This window comes from Kitasatospora purpeofusca, from assembly GCF_034043715.1.
GTDB classification, from domain to species: Bacteria; Actinomycetota; Actinomycetes; order Streptomycetales; family Streptomycetaceae; genus Kitasatospora; species Kitasatospora purpeofusca_A.
This window is the reverse complement of record NZ_JAXCLC010000005.1, coordinates 159,215-179,794: the sequence shown is the minus strand read 5'-3', so window position 1 is coordinate 179,794 and position 20,580 is coordinate 159,215. Positions and strand designations below refer to the sequence as shown.

The window sequence follows — 20,580 nt, the reverse complement described above, 5'->3', positions numbered from 1 at the left end:
GGGGGGGGGGGGGGCCCCCCCGCCCCGACCCTCGGGACCCGAACGACCTCCACGGCCGACTCCAGGCGAGTGCGGTCGTTGGTGTTGCCGCCCGACAGAACGGCGGGAACGCGTGCACAGGGTCTTCCAGGACTTGTAGCGCTCTGGCACGCCCCGCCAGCGGCTTCCACACGATCCCGTTCAGCACCGGCCGGTCGTCCGACCGCAGCCGACAGGTCAGGCCGAGACCCAGGTGCGTGTCTCGTTGACCGCTTCCTTGTTCCGAAGGGCGTCGGCAAGGTCGATGCCCATGCGGTTGGCGATGGCACAGACGTAGATGAGCACGTCAGCCAGTTCGTCGCCGACCTTGCCGACCTTCGAGTTCGGGTCCAGGTGCATGCCCTCGGTCTTGCGGATGGCCTTGAATACTTCGCCTACTTCTTCGCCGAGCTGTAGGCACTGCTCGACAACCGGGCGACCGCTGAATCCCCGCTCGACCTCCATGTCAGCCACATACTGCTGAATGTCTTCGAGCGACTGGTTCTTTTCAAGGGGAATCACGCAGAGCCTCGCTGTACGGTCGGGTCCTTGGGAGACGTCTGGGCAGCAGGCTAGCAGCCCATTCATGATCGCCTGCACAGCTTCTCCGACCAGCGATTACGACTGGCCCTGGTTCGACAGAGGCGTCAACCGGCCCGGGATCACGAGTGCGTGGCGGGGCCGCCCGGCGGTCCACCCGAGCCGCAGGACCCGGGTCAGCCGGTCCGCGCGGGCCCTGACGGCACTGCGGATCTCTGCGGTGGCCCGCCCTCGGACCAGGCTGGTAGTGACGCGGCGCCCGGCTTCGTCCCATGCCCAGATCCCGATGACCTGCCCGGCGTGAAGGACGGTCGGCAGAACCTCACCGATCCGGTTGAAGGCGCGCCGTGCGGGAAGGTCGCCGAGGTAGCGGGAGCGGGTCTCGAAGTAAGCCTTGAGAGCGACGTCTTCGTGGGCGAGGAGGTTCACCCCGGTGTAGTGGCTGTCCGGCTCGGCGGCCAGGAACTCCTCGAGCCGGTCGGCGAACATGTACTGCGCCTGGTCGCTCCAGCTCGTGGTGACCGCGACCACCTCGCGGGTTCCGGCGGCCAGTGCGGCCGTGATGGCGGTCCTGGACAATGCCGACCACCAGACGGCGTCGGCGAGGGAGGCCGGACCGTAGCGGTCGAAGTACGTTTCGATCAGGACAGCTGTCGCGTGCTGCCGGTCCAGGCCCAGGTTGGCTTCGGGGTAGGCCCGTTCGGTCAGAGCGAAAGTCCGCAGCTCCCGGTTCCAGGCGTCGGAGGCGTTCAGGTACGCGATCTTCCCTCGCTCCCAGGACAGCTTGAGAGCAAGGCGCGCTCGCGGGGTACTGATGCCGTGCTGGGCGAGCCGGTCCTCGATCTCACGGTGCTGGAGGGATCCGTGCGTGTCCAGGAGCGCGGCGAGCTCTTCGCCTGCCGCCTCGACATCCACCAGGCGCTCCCGGCCGTTCACCACGGCCCGCAGAGCATCGCGCTCGCGATAGTGGCGAGTGGCGGCGTGGGCGGCGGACGCCAGGTCCAGTGGCAGCGCATGGAGGGTCTTGCGCATGCAGCGGACGGTCATGACGCGCTCGCGCGCAGGGCGGCCGAAGAGGCTCGTCGCCACGTCTCCGCCTGTGCTGCGAGCGGCGACCGTGGCAAACGGTGAGGGCAGCCGTGCCGCGTGCAGGCCCAGACTGGCCTGCACGATCGCTTCCACCGAATCGAACCGAACCTCGTCCGCGAGCCCTTGGCGCCGAAGGGTCCAATTCCACAGCCGCTGCGACGCCGCATCATCCAGCGGGCGAATTGCCAATTCCGAACTGAAAGCCGTCGGCATGCGCGGATTCTAGCACGCGCACGCGGGCCGTGAATTCAGCCCTGCGAGTTCCACCCGGATTCAACAAATTCCCGCAGCCGGGCGTGCGAGCTTTCGACTTCTGCCCATTGCTGGTCATTTCCCCACCACCTTTCGTCGTTGTGGTGGATGTGGAATTTCGCCCAGTTGCCGTCCCAGTCGGGCTGCAGGTGGGTGCCTCGCACGCCGTGGAGGGCGGCTCGCTCGTAGACCTCGGTGCCGGGTAGCGGCACGAAGCGGAACAGCGAGACCCTGGCAACAGCGGCGCCGAGTTCCTCGAGGAGGCTGACGGTCTCTTCGGTCGACTCCTTGTCCTCCCCGGGGAAGCCGTGGATGACGAAGACCTTCGCCGCGATACCCGCGTCGTTGGTCATGTGGATGGCGCGTTTGATCCGGTCGCGCCTCGTGTTCTTGCGCATTGCCCTCAGCAGGCGTTCGCTGCCCGACTCCATGCCGTACTTGATCTCGATACAGCCGGAGCGAGCCATCTTGCCGAGCAACTCCTCGTCGACGGTGTCGACGCGGGAAAGGGCGGACCACCGCAGGCGCAGGTGGGCGATGTGGTCACAGATGTCACCGACCTTCTGCCGGGCCACGACGAAGTTGTCGTCCACGATGGCGAAGCCCTCGATGCCGTACGCCTCCACCAGGTGTTCCAGTTCGACCAGGGCACTCGCCCCGCTGCGGTACTGGATCCGGGTCTGTCCGGCCGCGCAGAAGCTGCACGGGAACGGGCAGCCCCGGGAGAACATCGCGTGGGCCATCCGCAGGTCGGTGCCGGCCAGGCGGTCTGTGATCACGATGTCCTGGCGCGGCAGCAGGTGTCGAGCCGGGAGCGGGAGTCCGTCGATGTTACGCATCAGCGGCCGTTTGGCCGTGCGTCGGATCTGGTCGCCGTCCTGATAGAGGATGCCCGCGACCGTCGCCAGATCACCTCGGCGGTACTGCGCCAGGATGGCAAGGATCGTCTCCTCCGACTCGCCGTCGGCGGCGACGTGGGCACCGAAGTCGCGAAGGCTGGATTCGGGGTAGAAGTTGCAATGGATGCCTCCGACCATCACCAGGGTGTCGTCGCGGATAGCGGATCGCCGACGGGCCTGGAGCATGACGCCGTAGGTGGCCGAGGACGCCAGGCTGAACCCGACGGCGTCGAAGCCAGTCAGGTCCAGGTCGGTCCGGTGGGGCGACACCTTCTCGATGGCCACCTCGTGCCCGGCCTCCTCGCAGACCGCGGCGAGGTAGAGCACACCGAACGGGGGGAACTCCTTGCGCTCCTCACGAAAGCGGGCCATGTCGTAGACCTCGGGATACAGCAGTGCCACCCGCATGTTCCTCCTCCTTCTCCGAGCCGGAACTTTGGAATCACAAGCCGAGTTGGACGCCAACCAGGTGGGCGATCCCCTGCCGACCGTCGAGTTGGTCGAGCACCAGAGAGGAGGGCAGGTAGCGGTCGCAGACCACCACCTCGCCCCGCTCAAGGGCCGGGGCGACCACGGTGTCCACGTGGTGGTACCGGTCGGCTGCCACCAGGCACGACAGTGCCCGCCCGTGGAACTCGTGCGTCCCGAACCGGGCCAGCCTTCCGATCGCCGCACCGGACGGCTCGGTGGTACAGGTCACCGTCCGCCCTCGGCCGGCAAGGAACCTCTCCAGGGACCTGGCCACGGTCGACTTACCCACCCCGCTGGGCCCGTCCACCGTGATGAACACACCTTCGCCGTCCAAACCGACCACCCCCACCAGGGACCGCAGTTCTGCCGATCCCTATAAGAGCGCGTCCTAACTCAGGTCGACAGAGCGAGAGTTGGGGAGTTCATGGGAGCGGGGGTGGATCGGATCCGGTACCGGGCTGGGACTTCACCTGCTCAGGCGACCCCGAGGAGGGTACGCACTGCCTGGAGGTAGACGGCGTAAACGGTCGGAAGTTCCGCCAAGCTCGCCCGCTCGTCGATGCCGTGCAGTCCCTCGTACGGCACACCGAAGCCTGCCGTACTCCGAACCCCTTCCCGCATCAGCAGGTTGCCGATGTTCGACGGCCCCGCCACCTTGGCACCCACATCCAGCCCAAGGTGCCGAGCAGCGGCGAACAGGGCTGCCGCCGGCTCCTCGTCCGGACGCAACCGGAACGCCGGCCAGCAGGCGACCTCCGCCACCTCCGTCGAAGAGGGCACCGGCAGTTCGGCATCGAGCCGGGCTGCGGCTTCGCGGACCAGCACCTCGGCGTCCCGGCCGGTGAACACCGGGGTGGTCCGCACATCCACGTTGAGCGCGCACAGGTCGGGCGTCACCGAGAACCCCTGCCCACCGGAGATCGCGGTGACGCTCACCTTCGGCGGCAGTGGGAACTCCGCGCCCGCACCAGGGGCCCTCGGCAGGTCGGCCTCATCCAGAAGCCGCACCAGGTGCGCGGCCCGGGAGATCGCCCCCAGCACAACCTTGCTCGACCCGGAGTGCCCAGCCGGAGCGTGAACAGTCACCTGCGCCCGCCACAGGCCGCGCCCTCCGATCACCACCTCCTCCAACCCGGGGTAGCCGATCATCACTCCCTCCGGCCGTCCGGCCCGCTCGTCCGCCAGATAGGCAAGCGCACCGCCGAACCCCCCCGTGTGCTCGTCAACGTCCAACAGCACCGCCAGGCCCCCCGTCAACCGAGCGGACCCACGGTGGAGTTCGGCGGCAATATGGCAGAACAAGGCGGCGGCCAACTTGGAGTCGGCCGCACCACGGCCACGCAGCCAGCCGTCCACCACCTCTCCGCTGGTCGGGGAGAAGGTCCATGCCTGTTCGTCGCCGAAGGCGGCAGTGTCAAGGCACGCATCCAGCGCCCACCACGGACCGGGCCGACCGCCCTCGACCTCCACGAGCAGACCCACCAGAGCCCCGGTCCCGTCGTGCAGCCGCCGGTGCGGCACCGACCGAACGGCAAGCCACGCCTCCAGCACACCGAGGACCGGACCGTACTCGTCGATCCCACCCCGGCTCGGGTGGCGGATCAGCTCCTGCGCCAGGGCGATCACCGATGCCATCCGGTGACCCACCTGGTCAACTGCGCTACTACTCAAAGTCCTTCTCCCCAATCCACCCCGTCCCCACACTGCGGCAAGGCCCGCACCGCGGCCACTGTCTCCACCGGACGTCCGGACGCGCTTGCCTCCCGACCATGCTGCACCAACCCCGCCGCCGCCTCACGACCCAGCAACACCCCGCAGTCGAACCCGTCGGCACCGTGAAAGCTCGGTAGCGGCACCACTGCCGCCCGCTCCGATGCCACGAAGAACCGTTCCATCGCTGCCACCGGCGCCATCGCGATGTGCAACGTCTTCACCCCGTTGCGTCGCTCCGACGGGTCGCGCAACGTCAGCAGCCGCTCCAGGTGGTCGCTCAGCGCCCGGTGCCTGGGCGGACCGAACAGGACCCGGTAGTGCACCAGGTCCAACCGCTCGGCGACGACGCCCTCGATCGCCTCCAGGTACGACTTCTCGCGGCTGCGCGACCCCGTGACGACCAGTTGCTCACGTGCGCCGGTGGCAACGCCGACCATCGCTTCCAACAGGTCGATGTACCGAGTGAGCACGCGCACCACCACGCCCGTTCCAGTCGCCTCCAGCACGCTGGCGCTTCGTTCACCGTCCTGATGCGCGAACAGGTCTTCTGGGCGTTCTCCGTACAGCTCACACAGCCCAGCGCGATTCCGCATCCCGGTACGCTTCCGGCCGGACTCCCATCCACTGAGCAGGCTGGCGTCCGCAGCGCCGCCCGTGATCGAGTTCAATCGCTCGGCGGCTTCTTCCAGGGTCAGGTTCCGCGCCACCCGTGCCCGTCGCAGCTTCGACATCGCCCCTGGCAACTCCACTACCACTGCCTCCAGTTGTCACAACCACCATCGGCGCTGGTCACCCATCACCTGCTACCTTCCCCGTGCCCCACGAGTTCACCTCCAGGTGCGAGCGCCTTCCGCACCGGACGTCCGCTGGTTGTGGTTGTGAGTGTGGCGGCGAGCTGGTCGGAGAGGTTCTTCGCGGCCTGGAGCGCGGCGTGGCCGGTCGCGGTGGTGAGGATGTGGAGGCGGTCGGCTGCTCGGGCGGCCCGGCAGAATGCCCCGGCTTGGCGGACGGCCTCCTGTGTGTGGTGTGTCCTTCCGAAGATCGGCTCGGCCTACATGATCACTTGCCCAGGAAGCAGAATTGGCGGCGCGTCAAGCTGGTCCGAGCTCCGGCGGAAGTCGCCCGAATGCCGCCGGTCCCGTCAGGTACTCCGGTCAGCCGGGCCCGAACCAGTGCTCGGCGAGCGACTCCAGGGTGGCCGCCCCCGGGGGCGGCGGCACCTCCCGCAGGTACCGGGGCAGGTTGCTGTACACGTGCAGCAGCGTCCAGGCCATGGCCGCGCGCGGGTCGACGGACCGGCCGTACCCGGCCGTGAACCGGGCCATCAGGCCCGGTTCGGCCCGGGTGACGAAGACGCCGACGCCGACGAAGTCGTACGCCCGGTCACCGATCATCGCGGGCTCGAAGTCGAACAGCCCGGACAGCCGCCCGGTGGCCGGGTCTAGCAGCAGGTGCTGGCGCATGAACTCGGTGTGCAGCAACACGCGTTCGGGCTCGCGCGGCAGTTCCACGGTGTCCAGGAAGCCGGGGATCAGCTCCAGCCAGGCGTCCGGGAGGCCGCGCTCGCGCTGGCGCCCGACGGCGCCGGCGCGCTGCCGGTCGGTGAAGGCGCCCCAGTCGCCGGGGCCGAGCACCTCGGCGAGCGGCCCGGGGTCGAGCGCGTGCAGGGCCGCCAACGTCTCCCCCGCCTCGACGGCGATCCGCTCCCGCCCGCCGGGCGACAGGTCCGCCCAGGCCGGGGCGAGTTCGGCGCCGCGCAGCCGGGACATCAGGACGTACCGCCAGCCGTTCTCGTACTCGCCGGCGTCGTGCAGCTCCGGTGTCGGCACCGGCAGGCGGCCGCCGACATGGGCGAGCACCCGGGCCTCTGTGAGGCCGTCCTCGGCGGCGGCCTTGGGATAGAGCTTGAGGACCAGCTCCGCGCCGAGGGCGTAGACCGGCTGGGAGCCCTCGGGGAAGCGCTCCAAGGCGGGCCCGCGCAGCCCCAACCGGGCGCAGAGGTCCTCGACACCCGGGCGCATGACCGCCTCGTCCGGGACGACGGCGTCCCACTGTTCGTCCGTCTCGACCAGAGGCAGCATGCGGTGGACGGTAGGCGGCGGACGCCCGGGCGGCAACCGGATTTCGGCCCGTTCCGCCCCTGACCGGCGGGAACCCGGGAACTCGCGGGCTCCGGGACCGCGGGCTCCGGGGCAGCGGCCGTCATGTCACGGGTGCCGCCGCCCCGGTGGCCGTGGATCAGCCGCGCGGCAGGACCAGCGACTGCACGGCGGGGAGCTTGCGCCAGTCGCTGGAGACGATGCTCGCGTGGGCGCGGGCGAGCAGCTCGGTGCGGGCGCGGGCCTGGTCGGCGGTGGGGTCGGTGGCGCTGATCGCCGGGGCGACGTTGTGGGCGTCGGTCATCGTCAGCAGGTAGTGGTTGGTGTCGTACCAGGAGGTGTCGATGCCGTTCACATAGGCGGCGGCGTCACCGTCGAAGACCACGAACCACGGACGGATCGAGGTCTCGCTGTACCGGGTGCGCGGGTCGCCGGCCGCCGCGCCGAGCGCGGTCGGGAACATCCGGGCCTCGCCGATCCGGCGCGCCGCCGCCAGGTCGCGCAGGTAGCGGCCGTACTCGACGTCGGTGTGCAGGGTGTCGAAGGGGTTGTCCAGCTCGACCGTACCGGGGATCACGTACACCATCGCCCGGCCCGCCAGCGCCGCGCGGGTGGGCCAGTTGCCGGCGCGGGCCGCGTCGTCGAGGGTCGGGTAGCTGCCGCCGCCCGGCTTGGCGAGCAGGTCGGCCGGGCGCAGCGCGGCGGAGCCGAGGTGGGCGGCGATCAGCGCGTCCAGCTGGGCCGGGCCCATGCCGAGGTTCCCGGAGAAGCCCGGCTTGAGTTCCAGCTTGATCACCAGCGGTCCGGCGGCGGGGTGCGCGCCGAGCCAGACCCGGACGTCGTCGAGGCAGGTCTCCAGGTTCTTGTTGCCGCTGCCGGAGTAGAGCTGGGAGGGCGTGCTGGCGCTGACGCAGTTGTTGGTGTTGCCGAGCGGGTTGGAGTGGCTGACCTTCCACTCCTTGGTGATGGCGTTCGGCCAGGCGTCCAGCTCGATCATGCCGGTACCGGTGTCGAGGCCCTGGGCGAGGTAGCCGAAGGCGGCCGGGTCGTAGGTGTTGTGCAGGCCGACTGTGGTGGCGGAGCCGAACGGGAGCTCGCCGGGGGTGCGCTCGGCGGCCTCGGCGGCGGAGCCGATCGGCACGAGCGCGGCGGCCGCGGCGAGCAGGCCGACGGCGAGGGTGCCGATGAGGGTGCGGCGGACGGTCACGATGGGTGTCCCCTTGTCAGTGCGCCTGCGGGCCGGCGCGCCTTCGGCGGTGGCTTCCGCCGGTGCAGAGCATGACGGAGCCGGTCGTCGGACTGGTGAAGGGGACATAACAAGTACGTGACCGTCAGCTGCCGGCCCGTCACCGCACGCTGCGGCGGCGGACCGGACGGACGGACCGGGCGGGCGCCGGGGCGCGGGGACGGACGCCGGCGTGCGGACGGGCGCCGGCGCGGGGACAGACGCCGACACGGGAAAGGCCGACGGCGCGGGTAAGGCCGACGGCACGGGCCGGGCGCTCATCAGAAGACGGACCAGCCGGTCGCCGTCGTCAGTGCGTCCAGGGCGGCCACGCCGAGCACCGAGTTGCCGGCCGCGTCCAGTCCGGGGCTCCAGGTGCAGACCGTGCCCCGGCCGGGCAGCACCGCCAGGACGCCGCCGCCGACCCCGCTCTTGCCGGGCAGGCCCACCCGGTAGGCGAACTCGCCGGCCGCGTCGTAGGTACCGCAGGTGAGCAGCACGGCGTTGATCCGCTTGGCCTCGCTGCGCGACAGCAGCCGTGACCCGTCGGCGCGCACGCCGTGGCGGGCGAGGAAGAGGCCGGCCAGAGCCAGGTCGCGGCAGCTCGTCTCGATCGCGCAGTGCGCGTAGTAGTGCGTGAGGACGTCCTCGACCGGATTGCGCAGGTTGCCGTAGCCGGCCATGAAGTGCGCCATGGCGGCATTGCGGTGGCCGTGCTCGGCCTCGGAGGCGGCGACCGCGCGGTTCACCGCGACGGCCGGGTCGCCGGACTCCGCGCGCAGGAAGTCCAGGACGGTGCCGACCGCGTCGCCGGTGAGTTCCAGCAGGCGGTCGGTGACCACGAGGGCGCCCGCGTTGATGAAGGGGTTGCGGGGGATGCCGTGCTCGGTCTCCAGCTGGACCAGCGAGTTGAACGGGTTGCCGGAGGGTTCGCGGCCCACGCCGGTCCACAGGCCGTCACCGCCCTCGGCCAGCGCGAGCGCGAGGGTGAACAGCTTGGACACCGACTGGACGGAGAACGGCTGCTGCCAGTCCCCCGCACCGAAAACCCGGCCGTCCACGGTCGCGATCGCCATCCCGAACGCCGTCGGGTCGGCCGCCGCCAGTGCCGGGATGTAGTCGGCGACCCGGCCGCGCAGCGGCGAGCGCACGGCCGCCGCCATGGCGTCCCGGACCAGTTCCTGGTAGTCCACACCCTGGTCCTGCGGCTGCTGCGGGCCGTGCGCACGGGGCGGGCCGATCGTGTCGTTCACCGCGCCATTGTCCGCGTCGCGGGTCCGCCCTCCGCAGCCGGGGTCCCACCGGGGTGTCGCCCGGGGTGTCGCAGGTCTGTGGCAGGCTGTCCGCCATCCGACGGAGGGGGACGACGATCATGCACAGGCCGAGCCGGCCCGAGGACCTCGACCACGCCGGGCAGGTGTGGGCGCGCGCCGTGCTGCTCGCCCTGCTGGACGCCGCCCAGGGGAACCGCGAGCACTGGCTGGACGAGCAGGGTGTGTGGAGCGAGAACGGCGGCGGCTCCTTCTGGTGGCGCCTCACCCTGGTCGACGACGGCCACGCGGTGTTCTGCGGCCAGGACTCCGACGGCAGCCACACCCACGTCGACGGCCGGCAGATCGACTTCCTGGCCGGCGGCCCGGAGTGGCTGCCCTGGGAGCAGTTGCGCGAGGACGCCCAGGGGAACCTCTTCGGCTTCCTCTACTGGTGGCAGGACGGCGCCTGGCACCGGATCCCCTACCCGGACGCCCTGGCCGAGGACGGTCTGGCCGCCGCCGCGCCGTGGCTCGGATCGGAGCGGCTGTTCCTCACCGAGGCGGCGGAGCTGGCGTGGGTGCGGCGCGAGGACGAGCCGACCTTCGCCGCCGCCGTGACGCGCTTCCTGCGCCGCGCCGAGGAGCGCACCGTCGACGCCGGCGCGGTGGCGGAGCTGCTCGCGGCCGCCGGGGTCGGGGACGACGACCGCGAGGCGCTGCGCTTCGAGCCGGCGCTGGACGTCGCCGTCCGGGCCGGGCTCACCCGGCACGCGCCGGTGCCCGGCTGACAGCCGGCCGGGCGTACGCTGCGGTGCCCCCTCGGCGCTCGCTCTGCCACCGGCCCGTCCGACCACCGCCCCGCCCCCACGCCCGCCCTGCCGCCCCGACCACTCCCCGCTTTCGCCGCCGGCCCGTCACCGGGTGGGTCAGCGCCGGACCATCCGCACGCCGGCGACCTCCAGCAGACCGTCCAGCTCGACCTTGCCGACGTGCTGGTCCGGGCTCACCACCAGTCCGTCCCGGCGGACGATGTCGAGGATCCGCTCGGCCAGCGGCAGCACCATGTGGCGCCCCCAGCAGCGTTCACTGGCATGCCCGAACGGCAGATAGCCGGGCTGCTCATCCGGGTCGACGCCCTTCCAGCGCTCCGGCCGGAAGCTCTCCGGGTCGTCCCAGAGCCGGGGGTCGCGGTGGCTCAGCAGCGGGAGCAGGAGCAGGTCGTCCTTCGGTCCGATCCGCCCGTCGACGGCGCCGAACTCCGGGGAGGCGACCCGCAGGATGTTCCAGGAGGGCGGCAGCAGCCGCAGCGCCTCCAGCAGGATGTCCCGGTTCGACACCTCGTCGTCGAACGGCGCGCCGAGCCAGACCGCGTTGGTCACGAGCGCGGCCACGGTGAAGCAGATCGGCCCGGCGACCCGCCGGTAGAGGTACATCGCGTAGCGGCGGTCGTCGTAGGTCTCGGCGTCCAGCACCCGGGCCGCCAGATTCGACAACGGAATTTCGGTACCCGGCTTCCCGAGCATCGCGGTACCGGCCGTGACGGCCATCCAGGTCAATTTCGGGGTGAGTTCCAGGCGCCGGTCGACCAGGATCCGGAAGCGGAAGCTCTCCTCCCCGAAGACCAGGTCCCGCAAATAGATGTGCGGCGTGTGCGGCCATTTCCCGGTGAGGTCGGTCCGGTCGCCCAGCGGCTTCTTCAATGCCGTCCGGACGTCGGCCGACACGGCCTGCATGAGCGCCGCCGCGTCGGGCCGGGTGACGAGCCGCCCGCGCACGGGCTTGAAGGTCGGCCGCTCCTCGGCATTGGCCGGCCTGCTGCGCAGCAGCCCGTCCATGAGGTCGACACCGGACACGCCGACGGTGTCCGCCTCCAGGCGGAAGAGGTCCTGACCTCGGTACTTGTTGAGGAGTTCGTCGATCCGCGGTGCGAAGACGGTGACGCGGGCGCTCCGCCCGGTGCTGGACATGGCCATCCGTGGCTCCAAGGGTGAACGGCTGTGGTGACAGGGGCCCGCCCTCGGCGACGGCCCGCTCACGGCGAGCGGGCCGTGCCCGGCGGGTCCGCTCGGGACCCGCCGGGCACGCGTCCGGCAACGGACCGCCGGAATTAGATCCAGCCGTACCAGGCGTAGGCCTTCAGGCTCTTCTCCGGCATGACCTTCTTCACGAAGTGAACGAGCTTCATGACAGCACCTCCATGTCTCAGAAAACGACGGACTACATTCCGGCGAGTGGCTCCCGGAGCGAACTCCTAAGAGTTTCGGGTTCCGTTCGCCCCCCGCCGAAATGAGTGAATCCCAGCCCGCAATTCAGGGTCAAGTGTGACGCAGGTCACTCGACGGAACGCCCGCCCGGGCGGTTTGACGCCCCACCAGTGGCCCCCGTCACTGTTGACGCGAGCGCGACAGTGCTGGTCAGCGCCACGTCCAATCGATGGCGGCCAGGTGAACAGGGCGTTCCGGACGGGGGTCCATCGGGAACCGGGCCGCCCCAACGGAACGTTCGGTCTGCCTCATGGGGCATCGCGGCTGCCCGGTCGTGGCACCCGGTGGCGGCACGGGGCCGACACGGGGGGCGAACCGGGGGGGGCGACACGGGGAGGCGGCCCGGCCGACGCCGGAGGACGACGAGCAGACCGCCCCGATTCCCCCCGACCGCGCCATGGCTGAGGCCCGCTGTCGCGCGTACTCTCGGTCACCGGGCGGGGACTCCGGCGCCAGGGGGGCGACGACTGTGGCAGTGGGGCTACTGGTGGGATTCGCGCTGGGCTGCCTGGTGACGGCCGCAGCCCTGTGGCGCCTGACCTTGTCCGCCGCCCGACAGGCCGCCCGTTCGGCGGCCAGGGCCGAGGCTGCCGCCCTCCGCGCGGCCACCCTCGATACCGCCGCCCTCGATACCTCCGGCACCAGCGCCGCGGCCTCCGCCGCACCGGCCGTCGCGAAGCGCGCCCCGGAGGAGGCCGCCCCGACGGAGCCAGCCGCGCCAAAGCCGGCCGCGACCGTCGGCCCGACCCGCCCGGCCACCACCGCCCAAGCGACACCGAAGCCCGAGCCCGAGCCTGTACGCCAGCGCACGCCCGCACCCGCGCCCGCGCCCGCGCCCGCGCCCGCCGAGGACGACCTCCCCAGGCTGCATCTCGCCACCGGCCCCAGCGACGGCCGGGGCCCGGTACCACGGCGGCAGGCGGGCGAGCGGTTCCACTTCTCCGGACAGTGCGAGGGCGACGACACCGAGTACGAGTTCCGCATCGAATGGCCGGAGGGCACCGCCGCCGTGGCCCAGATCGAGGTCGCGACGGAGGGCTTCCTCAGCATCAGACCCGTGACCAGGACGCGCGACCGCATCGAGTCGCACTCCTCCCTCATCCACCTCGGCTCCTTCGACAAGCGGAAAGGCGTGCGCACCCTCCTGACCCATGACTTCACCCACCTCTGCGTGGAATCCAGCGGCTCCGGTGAGTGGTCCGTCCGGCTGTACAGCCCCGACGAGATCGACGAGTTGACCGGCGCCATGGAGGGCTACGGCTCCACTGTCCTGGCCGTCCGCCCGGACGCGCCGGTCGACTGCGTCGCGCACGTCAAGTCCTCCTCCTGGTCCGCCGTGTTCGTCTGCGCCTGCGGACGGGGCCCCGACGTCTTCGAGGAGTGCGGGTGCCCGGCAGTCCCCGGACTGCCGACAAGCCCCACCCTGGGTATCTGGTCGAGCGGCGAGGCACTGCGCACCCTGCAGTTGCCGAGGCACGGAGTACTCAAGGTGCGCACCGACAAGCCGTCCGACCCCTGGCGCCTGGAAATCCGCCCGCACGTCCGCGACCCGCAGGACCGCTGACCGCCACCGGCCGCCGGCTACCGGCCCGGCGCGGCGCTGTTTGACGGATCGTTACCCGCACTTCGCTCCCGGACGCGCGGGTCCGGCGACGGCGCCGCTACCCTGTGCTCCGCAGCGGAACGGCCGCCCGGCCGTACCGCTCTCGCTGGGGGTGATTGTGGTCGAACGTCTGGTGCTGGACCTCCACGCCGACGGCCGGACGCTGGTGACGGAGTGGCCGTCCGGGGAGGCTTCCCCGGCACCCGCCGTCGACGCCGGATGGCTGCGCCGGCCCCTGGCCGACGCGCCGATGGAGAGCCTGCGCTGGTACCTGGAGGACTACCTGCGGACCCCGCTCGGCGCGTACGGCGAGCGGGGCCCGCAGATCGCCCGACAGCTCCCGGACTGGGGCGCGCGGGTGTTCTCCGCACTGTTCGGCACCGGACCGGGGCGGGACGCCTACCTCCGGGCCCGGGGCCGCGGCAGGGAGCTGGAGATCGTGCTGCGCTCGGACTCCGCCCAGCTGCTCGCCCTCCCTTGGGAGCTGATGACGGACCCGGCCCGACCGGTGCCGCTGGTGCTGGACGATGTCGTGCTGACCCGCCGGACACCGGACACCGGCGACAGCATCGGAGGAGACGGCGACCACGACGCCGGGGCCCCGGCCGGCGGTTCCCCGCTGCGGGTGCTACTGGTGGCCGCCGCCCCCGACGACCCGGCCCGCCCCGGCCACCGGTCCCTCACCCCGACGCTGCTGCGGCGACTGCGCGCGGAACACGGCACGGTCGAGCTCACCGTCCTGCGACCACCGACGCCGGACCGTCTGGCCGAGGTGCTGCACGAGGCACGCGAGGAGGGCCGGCCGTTCCGCGTCGTCCACTTCGACGGGCACGGTCCGACCGACGCACCCACCGCACCCAGGCCGACCGGCGCGCCCACCGCGCCCACCGCACCGGGCCGGACCGGCGCCGCCGCCCGCGACCCGCAGGGCTCGCTGACCTTCGAACGGCCGGGCGGGGGCACCGAGCCGGTGCCGGTCGGACGGATCGCCCGGCTGCTGGCCTCGGCCGAGGTCACGCTGGTGGTCCTGACCACCGGCCGGTCCGCCCCCGAACCCGGACTGCCGGAGGCCGTGGCCGCGTCCCGGCTGCTCCAGGAGGGCGCGCACGCCGTGCTGGCGCTGCCGTACCACCTCGACGCGCGGGCCGCCGCGGGGTTCCTGGCCACCTGCTACGAACAGCTCCGCACCGGCGAGCGGGTGACCCGGGCCGTGGCGGCCGGACGCCGCCGGCTCGCCACGGACGACCGGCGCACCTCCCCCAGGGGCGCGCTGCCCCTGGCCGACTGGACGGTCCCGGTCCTGTACAGCCGGCACGAGGCGGTACGGCCCGGACCGGACACCGCGCGGGCCGTGCAGCCGGCGGCCCCGGACCGGACGACCGGGACCACGTCAGCGACGGGGGCCCCGGAGGGCCCGGACCCGTGGGGCGAGCTCGCACCCGTCGGCGGGTTCGTCGGGCGGGACGGACTGCTGCTCGGCCTCGACGCCGCGACCCGGCCGCACCGGGTGATCCTCCTCCACGGTGCCGCCGGGATCGGGAAGACCGAGCTGGCGAAGGCCTTTGGCCGCTGGTACCGGGAGACCGGCGCGGTGGACGGGCCGGACGCGGTGGTGCTGCACTCCTTCGAACCGGGCGCGGCCGGCTCCGCCTCGGCCCGCTCCGCGTCCGCCGGGGTGGTCGAGCGAATCGGCCGCCGGCTGTTCGCCCCCGAGAAGTTCGACCCGCTCCCGCCCGCCGAGCGCCGGGCAGCCGTCGAACGGGCGCTGGCCACCCGCCGCCTGCTGCTGATCTGGGACAACGTCGACTCCCTGGCGCCGGACCCCGAGGCGCCGGACCTCGGGGTGCCGGAGCCCGCCGCGCCGGACGAGGAGCGCGCCGGGCTCCGGGCCCTGCTCGACCTGGTCGCCCGGCAGGGGAACAGCACCGTCCTGCTCACCAGTCGCACCCGCGAGGACTGGCTCGGCGCCGCGGCGCTGCGGATCGAGGTGCCCGGCCTCGACCCGGGCGAGACCGTCGAGTACGCCGAGCAGTTGCTCGGCCCCTCCGCCGCCTCCCCCGCCTCTGCTAACCTCCCCGGCTCCCCCGACACCGTCCGCCGCCGCGGTCTGCGGGTGTTCGGCGAACTGCTGGAGTGGCTGGGCGGCCACCCCCTGGCCATGCGGCTCGCGCTGTCCTCGCTCGACGCGCACGAGCCCTGGCAGACGCTGGACACCCTGGTGCGCGGCGCTTCCGCGCTGCCTGACACCCCCGCCGACGCGAACCCGCTCCCCACCCGCGGGGCCGTTCCGGCGGCGCTCGCGGTGAGCACCGCCTACGCGCTGGCCCGTCTCGGCGCGGCCGACCGCCGGGCGCTGACGGCCGTCTCGCTCGTGCACGGGGTCGCCGACGCCACCGTGCTCGCCCTGCTCTCCCGCCATCCGCTCGCGCCCGAACGCTTCCGGGGCCTCGGCACCGAGGACTGGCAGCGACTTCTGCGGCGGGCGGCAGCCCTCGGCCTGCTGACACCCTGCGGCCGCACCGCCTACCGGGTCCACCCGACGGTCGCCGCCCAGCTGGCCGCCGGGTGGCGGGCGGCCGGGCCCGGCTTCGCCGAGCAGCACGAGGCCGGGTTGCAGGCCCTGCTCGGCGCCCAGGTCAACTTCTGCCTGCTGCTCACCCGCGAGCTGCACCACGGCAGCGCCGAGTTCGCCCTGACCGCGCTCGACCTCCAGCGGTCGACGATCGGCCGGATGCTCGACCGGGCCCTCGACCGGGGCCTGTGGCTGCAGGCACTGGCGCTCGTCCGACCGCTGCACGACCACTGGAACGCCCGGGGCACGGACCAGGAGGCCCGCCACTGGGTCGACCGGGTGCGGCTCGCCGTGGAGGAGGCCGACGGCACCCCGCCCGTCCTCGACAGTCCGGCCGGGTCCCTGTGGCTCTATGTGGTCGGCGCCGACGCCCGGCGGCTGCTGCGGCTGGGCCTGGTGGACGGGGCCGACCGTGCCTTCCGGGAGATCCACCGCGCCGCCGAACTGCACCCGCCCGGTTCCGAGCAGCTCGACGAGTTGGCCGACTGCCATCAGCGGCTCGGCGGGATCGCCGTCGACCGGGGCGACTTCGGCGCGGCCGAGGAGTGGTACCTGCGGTCGCAGGCCCTGCTGGAGCGGCTCGGGGACGTGGACGGCCTCGCGCTCGGCCACCATCAGCTGGGGGTGATCGCCCACCGGCTCGGCCGGCCGGACGACGCCGAGCGGCGGACCCGGCAGGCCCTGGGCCTCTTCGAGCGCCTGGGCGAGACCGGCCGGGCGGCCGCCTGCCACCACCGGCTCGGCGTCCTGGCCGAGGAGCAGGGCCGCTTCGAGGACGCCCACGGGTGCTTCGGCCGGGCGCTGGCGGCCGTCCGCGCGACGTTCATCGGCGCGACGCCCGTCGGCGCGGTGGCCGTCAGCGCGGCGGCCGACCTGTCGGTCACGGCGGAGCTGCACCACCGGCTCGCCGCCGTCGCCGCCGAGCTGGGCCGGCTCGACGAGGCGGAGGGCTGGTGCGAGCGGGCGCTGGACCTCGCCGAGGAGTCCGGCAGTCGGGCCGGCGCCGCCGACGCCCACCACCGGCTCGGCGTGCTGGCCGCCGCGCGGGAGCGGTTCGCGGAGGCCGAGGCCCGGCACCGCAAGGCGCTGGAGATCCGGCAGGACCTCGGCGACCTGGCCGGGACGGCGGCCGGTGAGCACCAGCTCGGCCTGGTGGCGGCCCGGCGCGGGGACCTCGCCGAGGCGGAGCGCCGCCACACCCGGGCGCTGGCGCTCCGGGAGGAGCTGGGCGACCTGGCCGGGGTCTCGGCCGGGCACCACCAGCTCGGGCTGACCGCCCAGGCCGGCGGCCGGGCGGCGGAGGCCGAGGCCCGGTACCGCAAGGCGCTGGACGTCTCGCACCGGATCGGCGACACCCCGGGACTGGCCCGCACCTTCGGTCAGTTCGGGGTGTTCGCGGCGGAGCAGGGGCGGCCCCGGGAGGCGATGGAGTGGCTGGTCCGCAGCATCACCTGCTTCGAGGAGTTCCCGCATCCGGCGACCTGGCCGAGCGTGGTCGGCCTGCGCCGGCTGACCGTCGACCTCGGCCCCCGCGCCGTCGAACGCGCCTGGCGCTCGGTGACCGGCCGCCGCCTCCCGGACGCCGTCCGGGACCAGGTCGCGGACTGACCGCCGCCCCGAGGTGCCGCCGCCCCGAGGCGCCGCCGCCCCGGGCGGTGCGGCCCCGGGCGGTGCGGCCCCGGCCCGGCTACCCGGCCGGGGCCTCGCCCAGCAGGAGGCCCCGGATCCGGGTCAGGGTCGCGGCGTCGCGGGCCGTGGTGAAGGGGAGGTCGTTGCCGCCGGCGAGGCGGAACGGCGCGCCGGAGAGGGTGGCGTGGGCGCCGCCCGCCTCGGCGACCAGGAGCAGCCCGGCCGCGTGGTCCCAGGCGTTCTCCCAGGCGAACACGGTGGCGTCGACGGCGCCCCGGGCGATCGCCAGGTACTCCAGCCCCGCCGAACCCGCGCACGGCCGGGTGCGCACGCCCTCGGCGCGCAGGCCCAGCAGTGCGCGCTTGCGGGCGGGTGTGGTGAAGCGGGGGTGGGAGGCGGCGATCTCCAGCGGGGCCCCGGCCGCGGGCGCGCCGGCCAGCAGCGGGACGCCGTCCAGGTACGCGCCGCCGCCCCGCAGGGCCGTCGCCATCTCGTCGCGGACCGGCGAGTACGTCCAGGAGGCGAGCAGCTCGCCCCGGTGCGCGAGCGCGACCAGGGTGCAGAAGCCCTCGTCGCCGCGGACGAAGGTGCGGGTCCCGTCGATCGGGTCCACGATCCAGACCGGCCGGTCACCGCCCAGCTCCGCGTAGAGGCCCGGGTCCGCGTCGACCGCCTCCTCCCCGACCACGACCGAACCGGGGAGCAGCTCCGTCAGCGCGGCCGTCAGGTGCGCCTCCGCGCCCCGGTCGGCGACCGTCACGAGGTCGTGCGGGCCCTTCTTCTCGGTCACCTGGTCGGCGGTCAGTGAGCGGAACCGCGGCATGATCTCGGCAGCCGCCGCCCGCCGGACCGCTTCCCCCACCGGGCCCAGGCACTCCGCGGCGAAACCTTCGTGGATCATCCGTCCATCACACCACAGATACGGGCACCTCAGCTCCAATCGAACGGGCGGGCGGGATGATCACCGGCGCACTCCCCCCACCCCGTCCGCGCCGGACCACCACCCCGCCCGCACCGGACACCCGGCACCGGACACGGCACCGGACACAGCGACACCGAACACGCCGCCGCGCCGGAGCCGCACCGGCTCAACCCTCCGCGTCGAGCGGCCGGGCCGGCCGGTGCTGCCCGGCCTGCGGCCCGGGCCCGGGCCCGGGCCGGGCGAGCAGCGAGGCGAGGGCCAGGACCGCGGCCATCCCCGCGACGCCGCACAGGGCAGCCCGGAGGCCGGCCGAGGAGGCGGCGAGGCCGACCGCGGCCGGACCGAGCAGACAGCCGCCGTAGCCCATCGAGGCGACCACCGCCACCGCGGAGGAGCGGACCTCGGGACGGGCCTGCTCCCCCGCCAGGGAGAGGATCGTGGGCACGCACACCGAGGTGCCAAGGCCGGCGACGACGAGCGCCGCCAGCATCGACCGCACGCCCGGCGCCAGCGCGGCGCCCAGGGTGCCGACGGCCGCCACCGCCCCGCCCAGGGCGAGCAGGTGCCGCTGCGGCAGCCGGGCGGTGAGCCCGTGCCCGGCCAGGCGGCCGACCGCGGCGGCGGCGGCGAACACCACCGGACCGGCGGCGGCCGCACCGGACCCGGTGTGGAAGACGGAGCGCAGCATCACCGCGCTCCAGCTCTGCCAGGCGTTCTCGATCAGGTACGCGAGCGCGCACAGCGCCCCGAGGGCCAGCAGCGGCCGGTCGGTGACGGGGGGCCGCCGTCGGTCGCGGCGGTACACCGTCGGCGGCCCCGCCGGGCCGGGGAACCCGATCACCCCGGCCGCCCCGGCCATCAGCACGGCCGTCACCAGGAGCACCCGGTCCACCGCGAGGCCGCGTTCCAGGGCGAGACCGGAGGTGAGGGCGCCGAGCACCACACAGGCGGAGAAGCAGGCGTGGGCTGCGTTCATCAGCCGGCCCGAGCGGCTCTCCAGCTCGATCGCCAGCGTGTTGATCCCGACGTCGACGGCCCCGGACGCCGCGCCCAGCACGGCGAGCGCCGCCATCAGCGCCCTCGCCCCGTGCGCGAGCCCGGGCAGGACGACGGCGGCCGCCATCGTCAGGAGGATCGCGGCGACGGCCGAGCGCCCGAATCGCTGCACGGCCGCCCCCGCCGGACGCATCGAGCCGAGGGCGCCGAGTCCGATCATCAGCACGGCGACGCCCAGTTCGCCGTTGCTCACCCCGGCCTGCGCCTGGATCTCCGGAATCAGCGCGCCCCAAGCGCCCCAGAACACCCCGAACACGCCGAATCCCACCAGCATCTGAATTCGCACCAGCACCACCAGTCCCATCCGTCACTAACGGACAGGGCCATTCCCACCACCGCGACCTTGCAGCGCCCACCTCCTGGGCGCCAAAGAGCGCGCCCCCGGCGCGTCCGGCTCCATGGGCGCTACCGCCCAGCGCGGGCGCCGGACCGGCACGCCGGAGCGGCCGTCAGCGGGCCGGACCGGCCGGGGCGGTGCAGTGGTCGCGCGCCTCGGCGAGCGCGGCGGCCAGGGCGGCCGGGCGGCGGGTGGAGAGGTAGACGTAGGGGCAGAGCAGGGAGGGTTCGGCGACCTCCACCCGGACCGCGCAGGGGAGATAGGTGCGGATGAGGAGCCGGGCCCGGGGGCTCGCCAGCCGGGTGCGCCAGGCGAAGGCGGCGGCCTCGTCGAGGACCTCGACCGCGCCCGCGTGCTCGCCCCTCAGCACGATCGGCCCGGCCACCAGAACGCCGTCGCACACCCGGATCCGCACTCCGCCGTACCGGCCGAACGCCGGCGCGAGCGCCGTCAGCAGGACGGTGCCGGCGGCGAGGGCGAACACCGGGGAGAGCGGGAGCAGCGCCGCCGCGAGCGCGGCGGCGGCCACCAGCGCGGCCAGCCACCAGCGCAGCGGGACGGAGAGTCGTTCGTCGTAGATCACCACACCCGGGATGCTGCCATGCCGTCCGCCGGCCTCCGCCGCGGGGCCGACGGCG

Annotated in this window: 17 protein-coding genes; 3 read left to right on the top strand and 14 right to left on the bottom strand. The window is 73.3% G+C overall.

Going from position 1 to position 20,580, the window contains the following annotated elements; all coding sequences use genetic code 11:
- Nucleotides 1–216: 216 nt before the first annotated feature.
- From SM793_RS04620 to SM793_RS04580, 9 genes are all read right to left on the bottom strand, one after another.
- Nucleotides 217–540, bottom strand: coding sequence for a MazG nucleotide pyrophosphohydrolase domain-containing protein (locus tag SM793_RS04620; RefSeq protein WP_320436688.1), 324 nt, complete (start codon nucleotides 538–540; stop codon nucleotides 217–219).
- Nucleotides 541–636: 96 nt separating this feature from the next.
- Nucleotides 637–1,860, bottom strand: a complete 1,224-nt coding sequence (locus SM793_RS04615; RefSeq protein WP_320436687.1) for a DNA glycosylase AlkZ-like family protein — start codon at nucleotides 1,858–1,860, stop codon at nucleotides 637–639.
- A gap of 35 nt (nucleotides 1,861–1,895) precedes the next feature.
- Nucleotides 1,896–3,206, bottom strand: a complete 1,311-nt coding sequence (locus SM793_RS04610; protein ID WP_320436686.1) for a B12-binding domain-containing radical SAM protein — start codon at nucleotides 3,204–3,206, stop codon at nucleotides 1,896–1,898.
- A gap of 34 nt (nucleotides 3,207–3,240) precedes the next feature.
- The gene (locus SM793_RS04605) at nucleotides 3,241–3,576 is read right to left on the bottom strand and encodes a dTMP kinase (RefSeq protein WP_320436700.1); all 336 of its coding nucleotides are present in this window, start codon (nucleotides 3,574–3,576) and stop codon (nucleotides 3,241–3,243) included.
- 167 nt (nucleotides 3,577–3,743) lie between these two features.
- The gene (locus SM793_RS04600) at nucleotides 3,744–4,904 is read right to left on the bottom strand and encodes a M20 family metallopeptidase (protein WP_320436685.1); all 1,161 of its coding nucleotides are present in this window, start codon (nucleotides 4,902–4,904) and stop codon (nucleotides 3,744–3,746) included.
- 32 nt (nucleotides 4,905–4,936) lie between these two features.
- Nucleotides 4,937–5,713, bottom strand: coding sequence for a helix-turn-helix transcriptional regulator (locus SM793_RS04595; protein ID WP_320436684.1), 777 nt, complete (start codon nucleotides 5,711–5,713; stop codon nucleotides 4,937–4,939).
- Nucleotides 5,714–6,136: 423 nt separating this feature from the next.
- Nucleotides 6,137–7,063: an aminoglycoside phosphotransferase family protein gene (locus tag SM793_RS04590; RefSeq protein WP_320436683.1), complete on the bottom strand. Its 927-nt coding sequence runs from the start codon at nucleotides 7,061–7,063 to the stop codon at nucleotides 6,137–6,139.
- Nucleotides 7,064–7,220: 157 nt separating this feature from the next.
- Nucleotides 7,221–8,288, bottom strand: a complete 1,068-nt coding sequence (locus SM793_RS04585) for a phosphatidylinositol-specific phospholipase C domain-containing protein (RefSeq protein WP_320436682.1) — start codon at nucleotides 8,286–8,288, stop codon at nucleotides 7,221–7,223.
- Nucleotides 8,289–8,587: 299 nt separating this feature from the next.
- Nucleotides 8,588–9,499 carry a glutaminase gene (locus SM793_RS04580; RefSeq protein ID WP_320436699.1) on the bottom strand — a complete coding sequence of 304 codons (912 nt, stop codon included), beginning with the start codon at nucleotides 9,497–9,499 and terminating at the stop codon, nucleotides 8,588–8,590.
- A gap of 179 nt (nucleotides 9,500–9,678) precedes the next feature.
- Here SM793_RS04580 and SM793_RS04575 point away from each other — a divergent pair, with 179 nt between their 5' ends.
- Nucleotides 9,679–10,347, top strand: a complete 669-nt coding sequence (locus tag SM793_RS04575) for a hypothetical protein (RefSeq protein WP_320436681.1) — start codon at nucleotides 9,679–9,681, stop codon at nucleotides 10,345–10,347.
- A 138-nt stretch (nucleotides 10,348–10,485) separates the two neighbouring features.
- On the opposite strand, the gene SM793_RS04570 is transcribed toward SM793_RS04575, so the two are convergent.
- A complete protein-coding gene (locus tag SM793_RS04570; RefSeq protein WP_320436680.1) occupies nucleotides 10,486–11,532 on the bottom strand; it encodes a cytochrome P450 in 1,047 nt (348 codons plus the stop codon).
- A gap of 134 nt (nucleotides 11,533–11,666) precedes the next feature.
- Nucleotides 11,667–11,744 carry a tryptorubin family RiPP precursor gene (locus tag SM793_RS36335; protein WP_350540985.1) on the bottom strand — a complete coding sequence of 26 codons (78 nt, stop codon included), beginning with the start codon at nucleotides 11,742–11,744 and terminating at the stop codon, nucleotides 11,667–11,669.
- 566 nt (nucleotides 11,745–12,310) lie between these two features.
- Between SM793_RS36335 and SM793_RS04565 the strand changes: the two genes are divergently transcribed.
- Together SM793_RS04565 and SM793_RS04560 are read left to right on the top strand one after the other, a co-directional pair.
- Nucleotides 12,311–13,387 (top strand): hypothetical protein, encoded by a 1,077-nt coding sequence (locus tag SM793_RS04565; RefSeq protein WP_320436679.1) that lies wholly within the window; start codon nucleotides 12,311–12,313, stop codon nucleotides 13,385–13,387.
- A gap of 157 nt (nucleotides 13,388–13,544) precedes the next feature.
- Nucleotides 13,545–17,606 carry a tetratricopeptide repeat protein gene (locus SM793_RS04560; protein WP_320436678.1) on the top strand — a complete coding sequence of 1,354 codons (4,062 nt, stop codon included), beginning with the start codon at nucleotides 13,545–13,547 and terminating at the stop codon, nucleotides 17,604–17,606.
- A 79-nt stretch (nucleotides 17,607–17,685) separates the two neighbouring features.
- On the opposite strand, the gene SM793_RS04555 is transcribed toward SM793_RS04560, so the two are convergent.
- From SM793_RS04555 to SM793_RS04545, 3 genes are all read right to left on the bottom strand, one after another.
- On the bottom strand, nucleotides 17,686–18,528 hold the full coding sequence (locus SM793_RS04555) for an inositol monophosphatase family protein (RefSeq protein WP_320436677.1): 843 nt from the start codon (nucleotides 18,526–18,528) through the stop codon (nucleotides 17,686–17,688).
- A 187-nt stretch (nucleotides 18,529–18,715) separates the two neighbouring features.
- On the bottom strand, nucleotides 18,716–19,891 hold the full coding sequence (locus SM793_RS04550) for an MFS transporter (protein ID WP_320436676.1): 1,176 nt from the start codon (nucleotides 19,889–19,891) through the stop codon (nucleotides 18,716–18,718).
- 163 nt (nucleotides 19,892–20,054) lie between these two features.
- Complete coding sequence (locus SM793_RS04545; protein WP_320436675.1) at nucleotides 20,055–20,528, bottom strand: DUF3093 family protein; 474 nt, start codon at nucleotides 20,526–20,528, stop codon at nucleotides 20,055–20,057.
- Nucleotides 20,529–20,580: the final 52 nt, after the last annotated feature.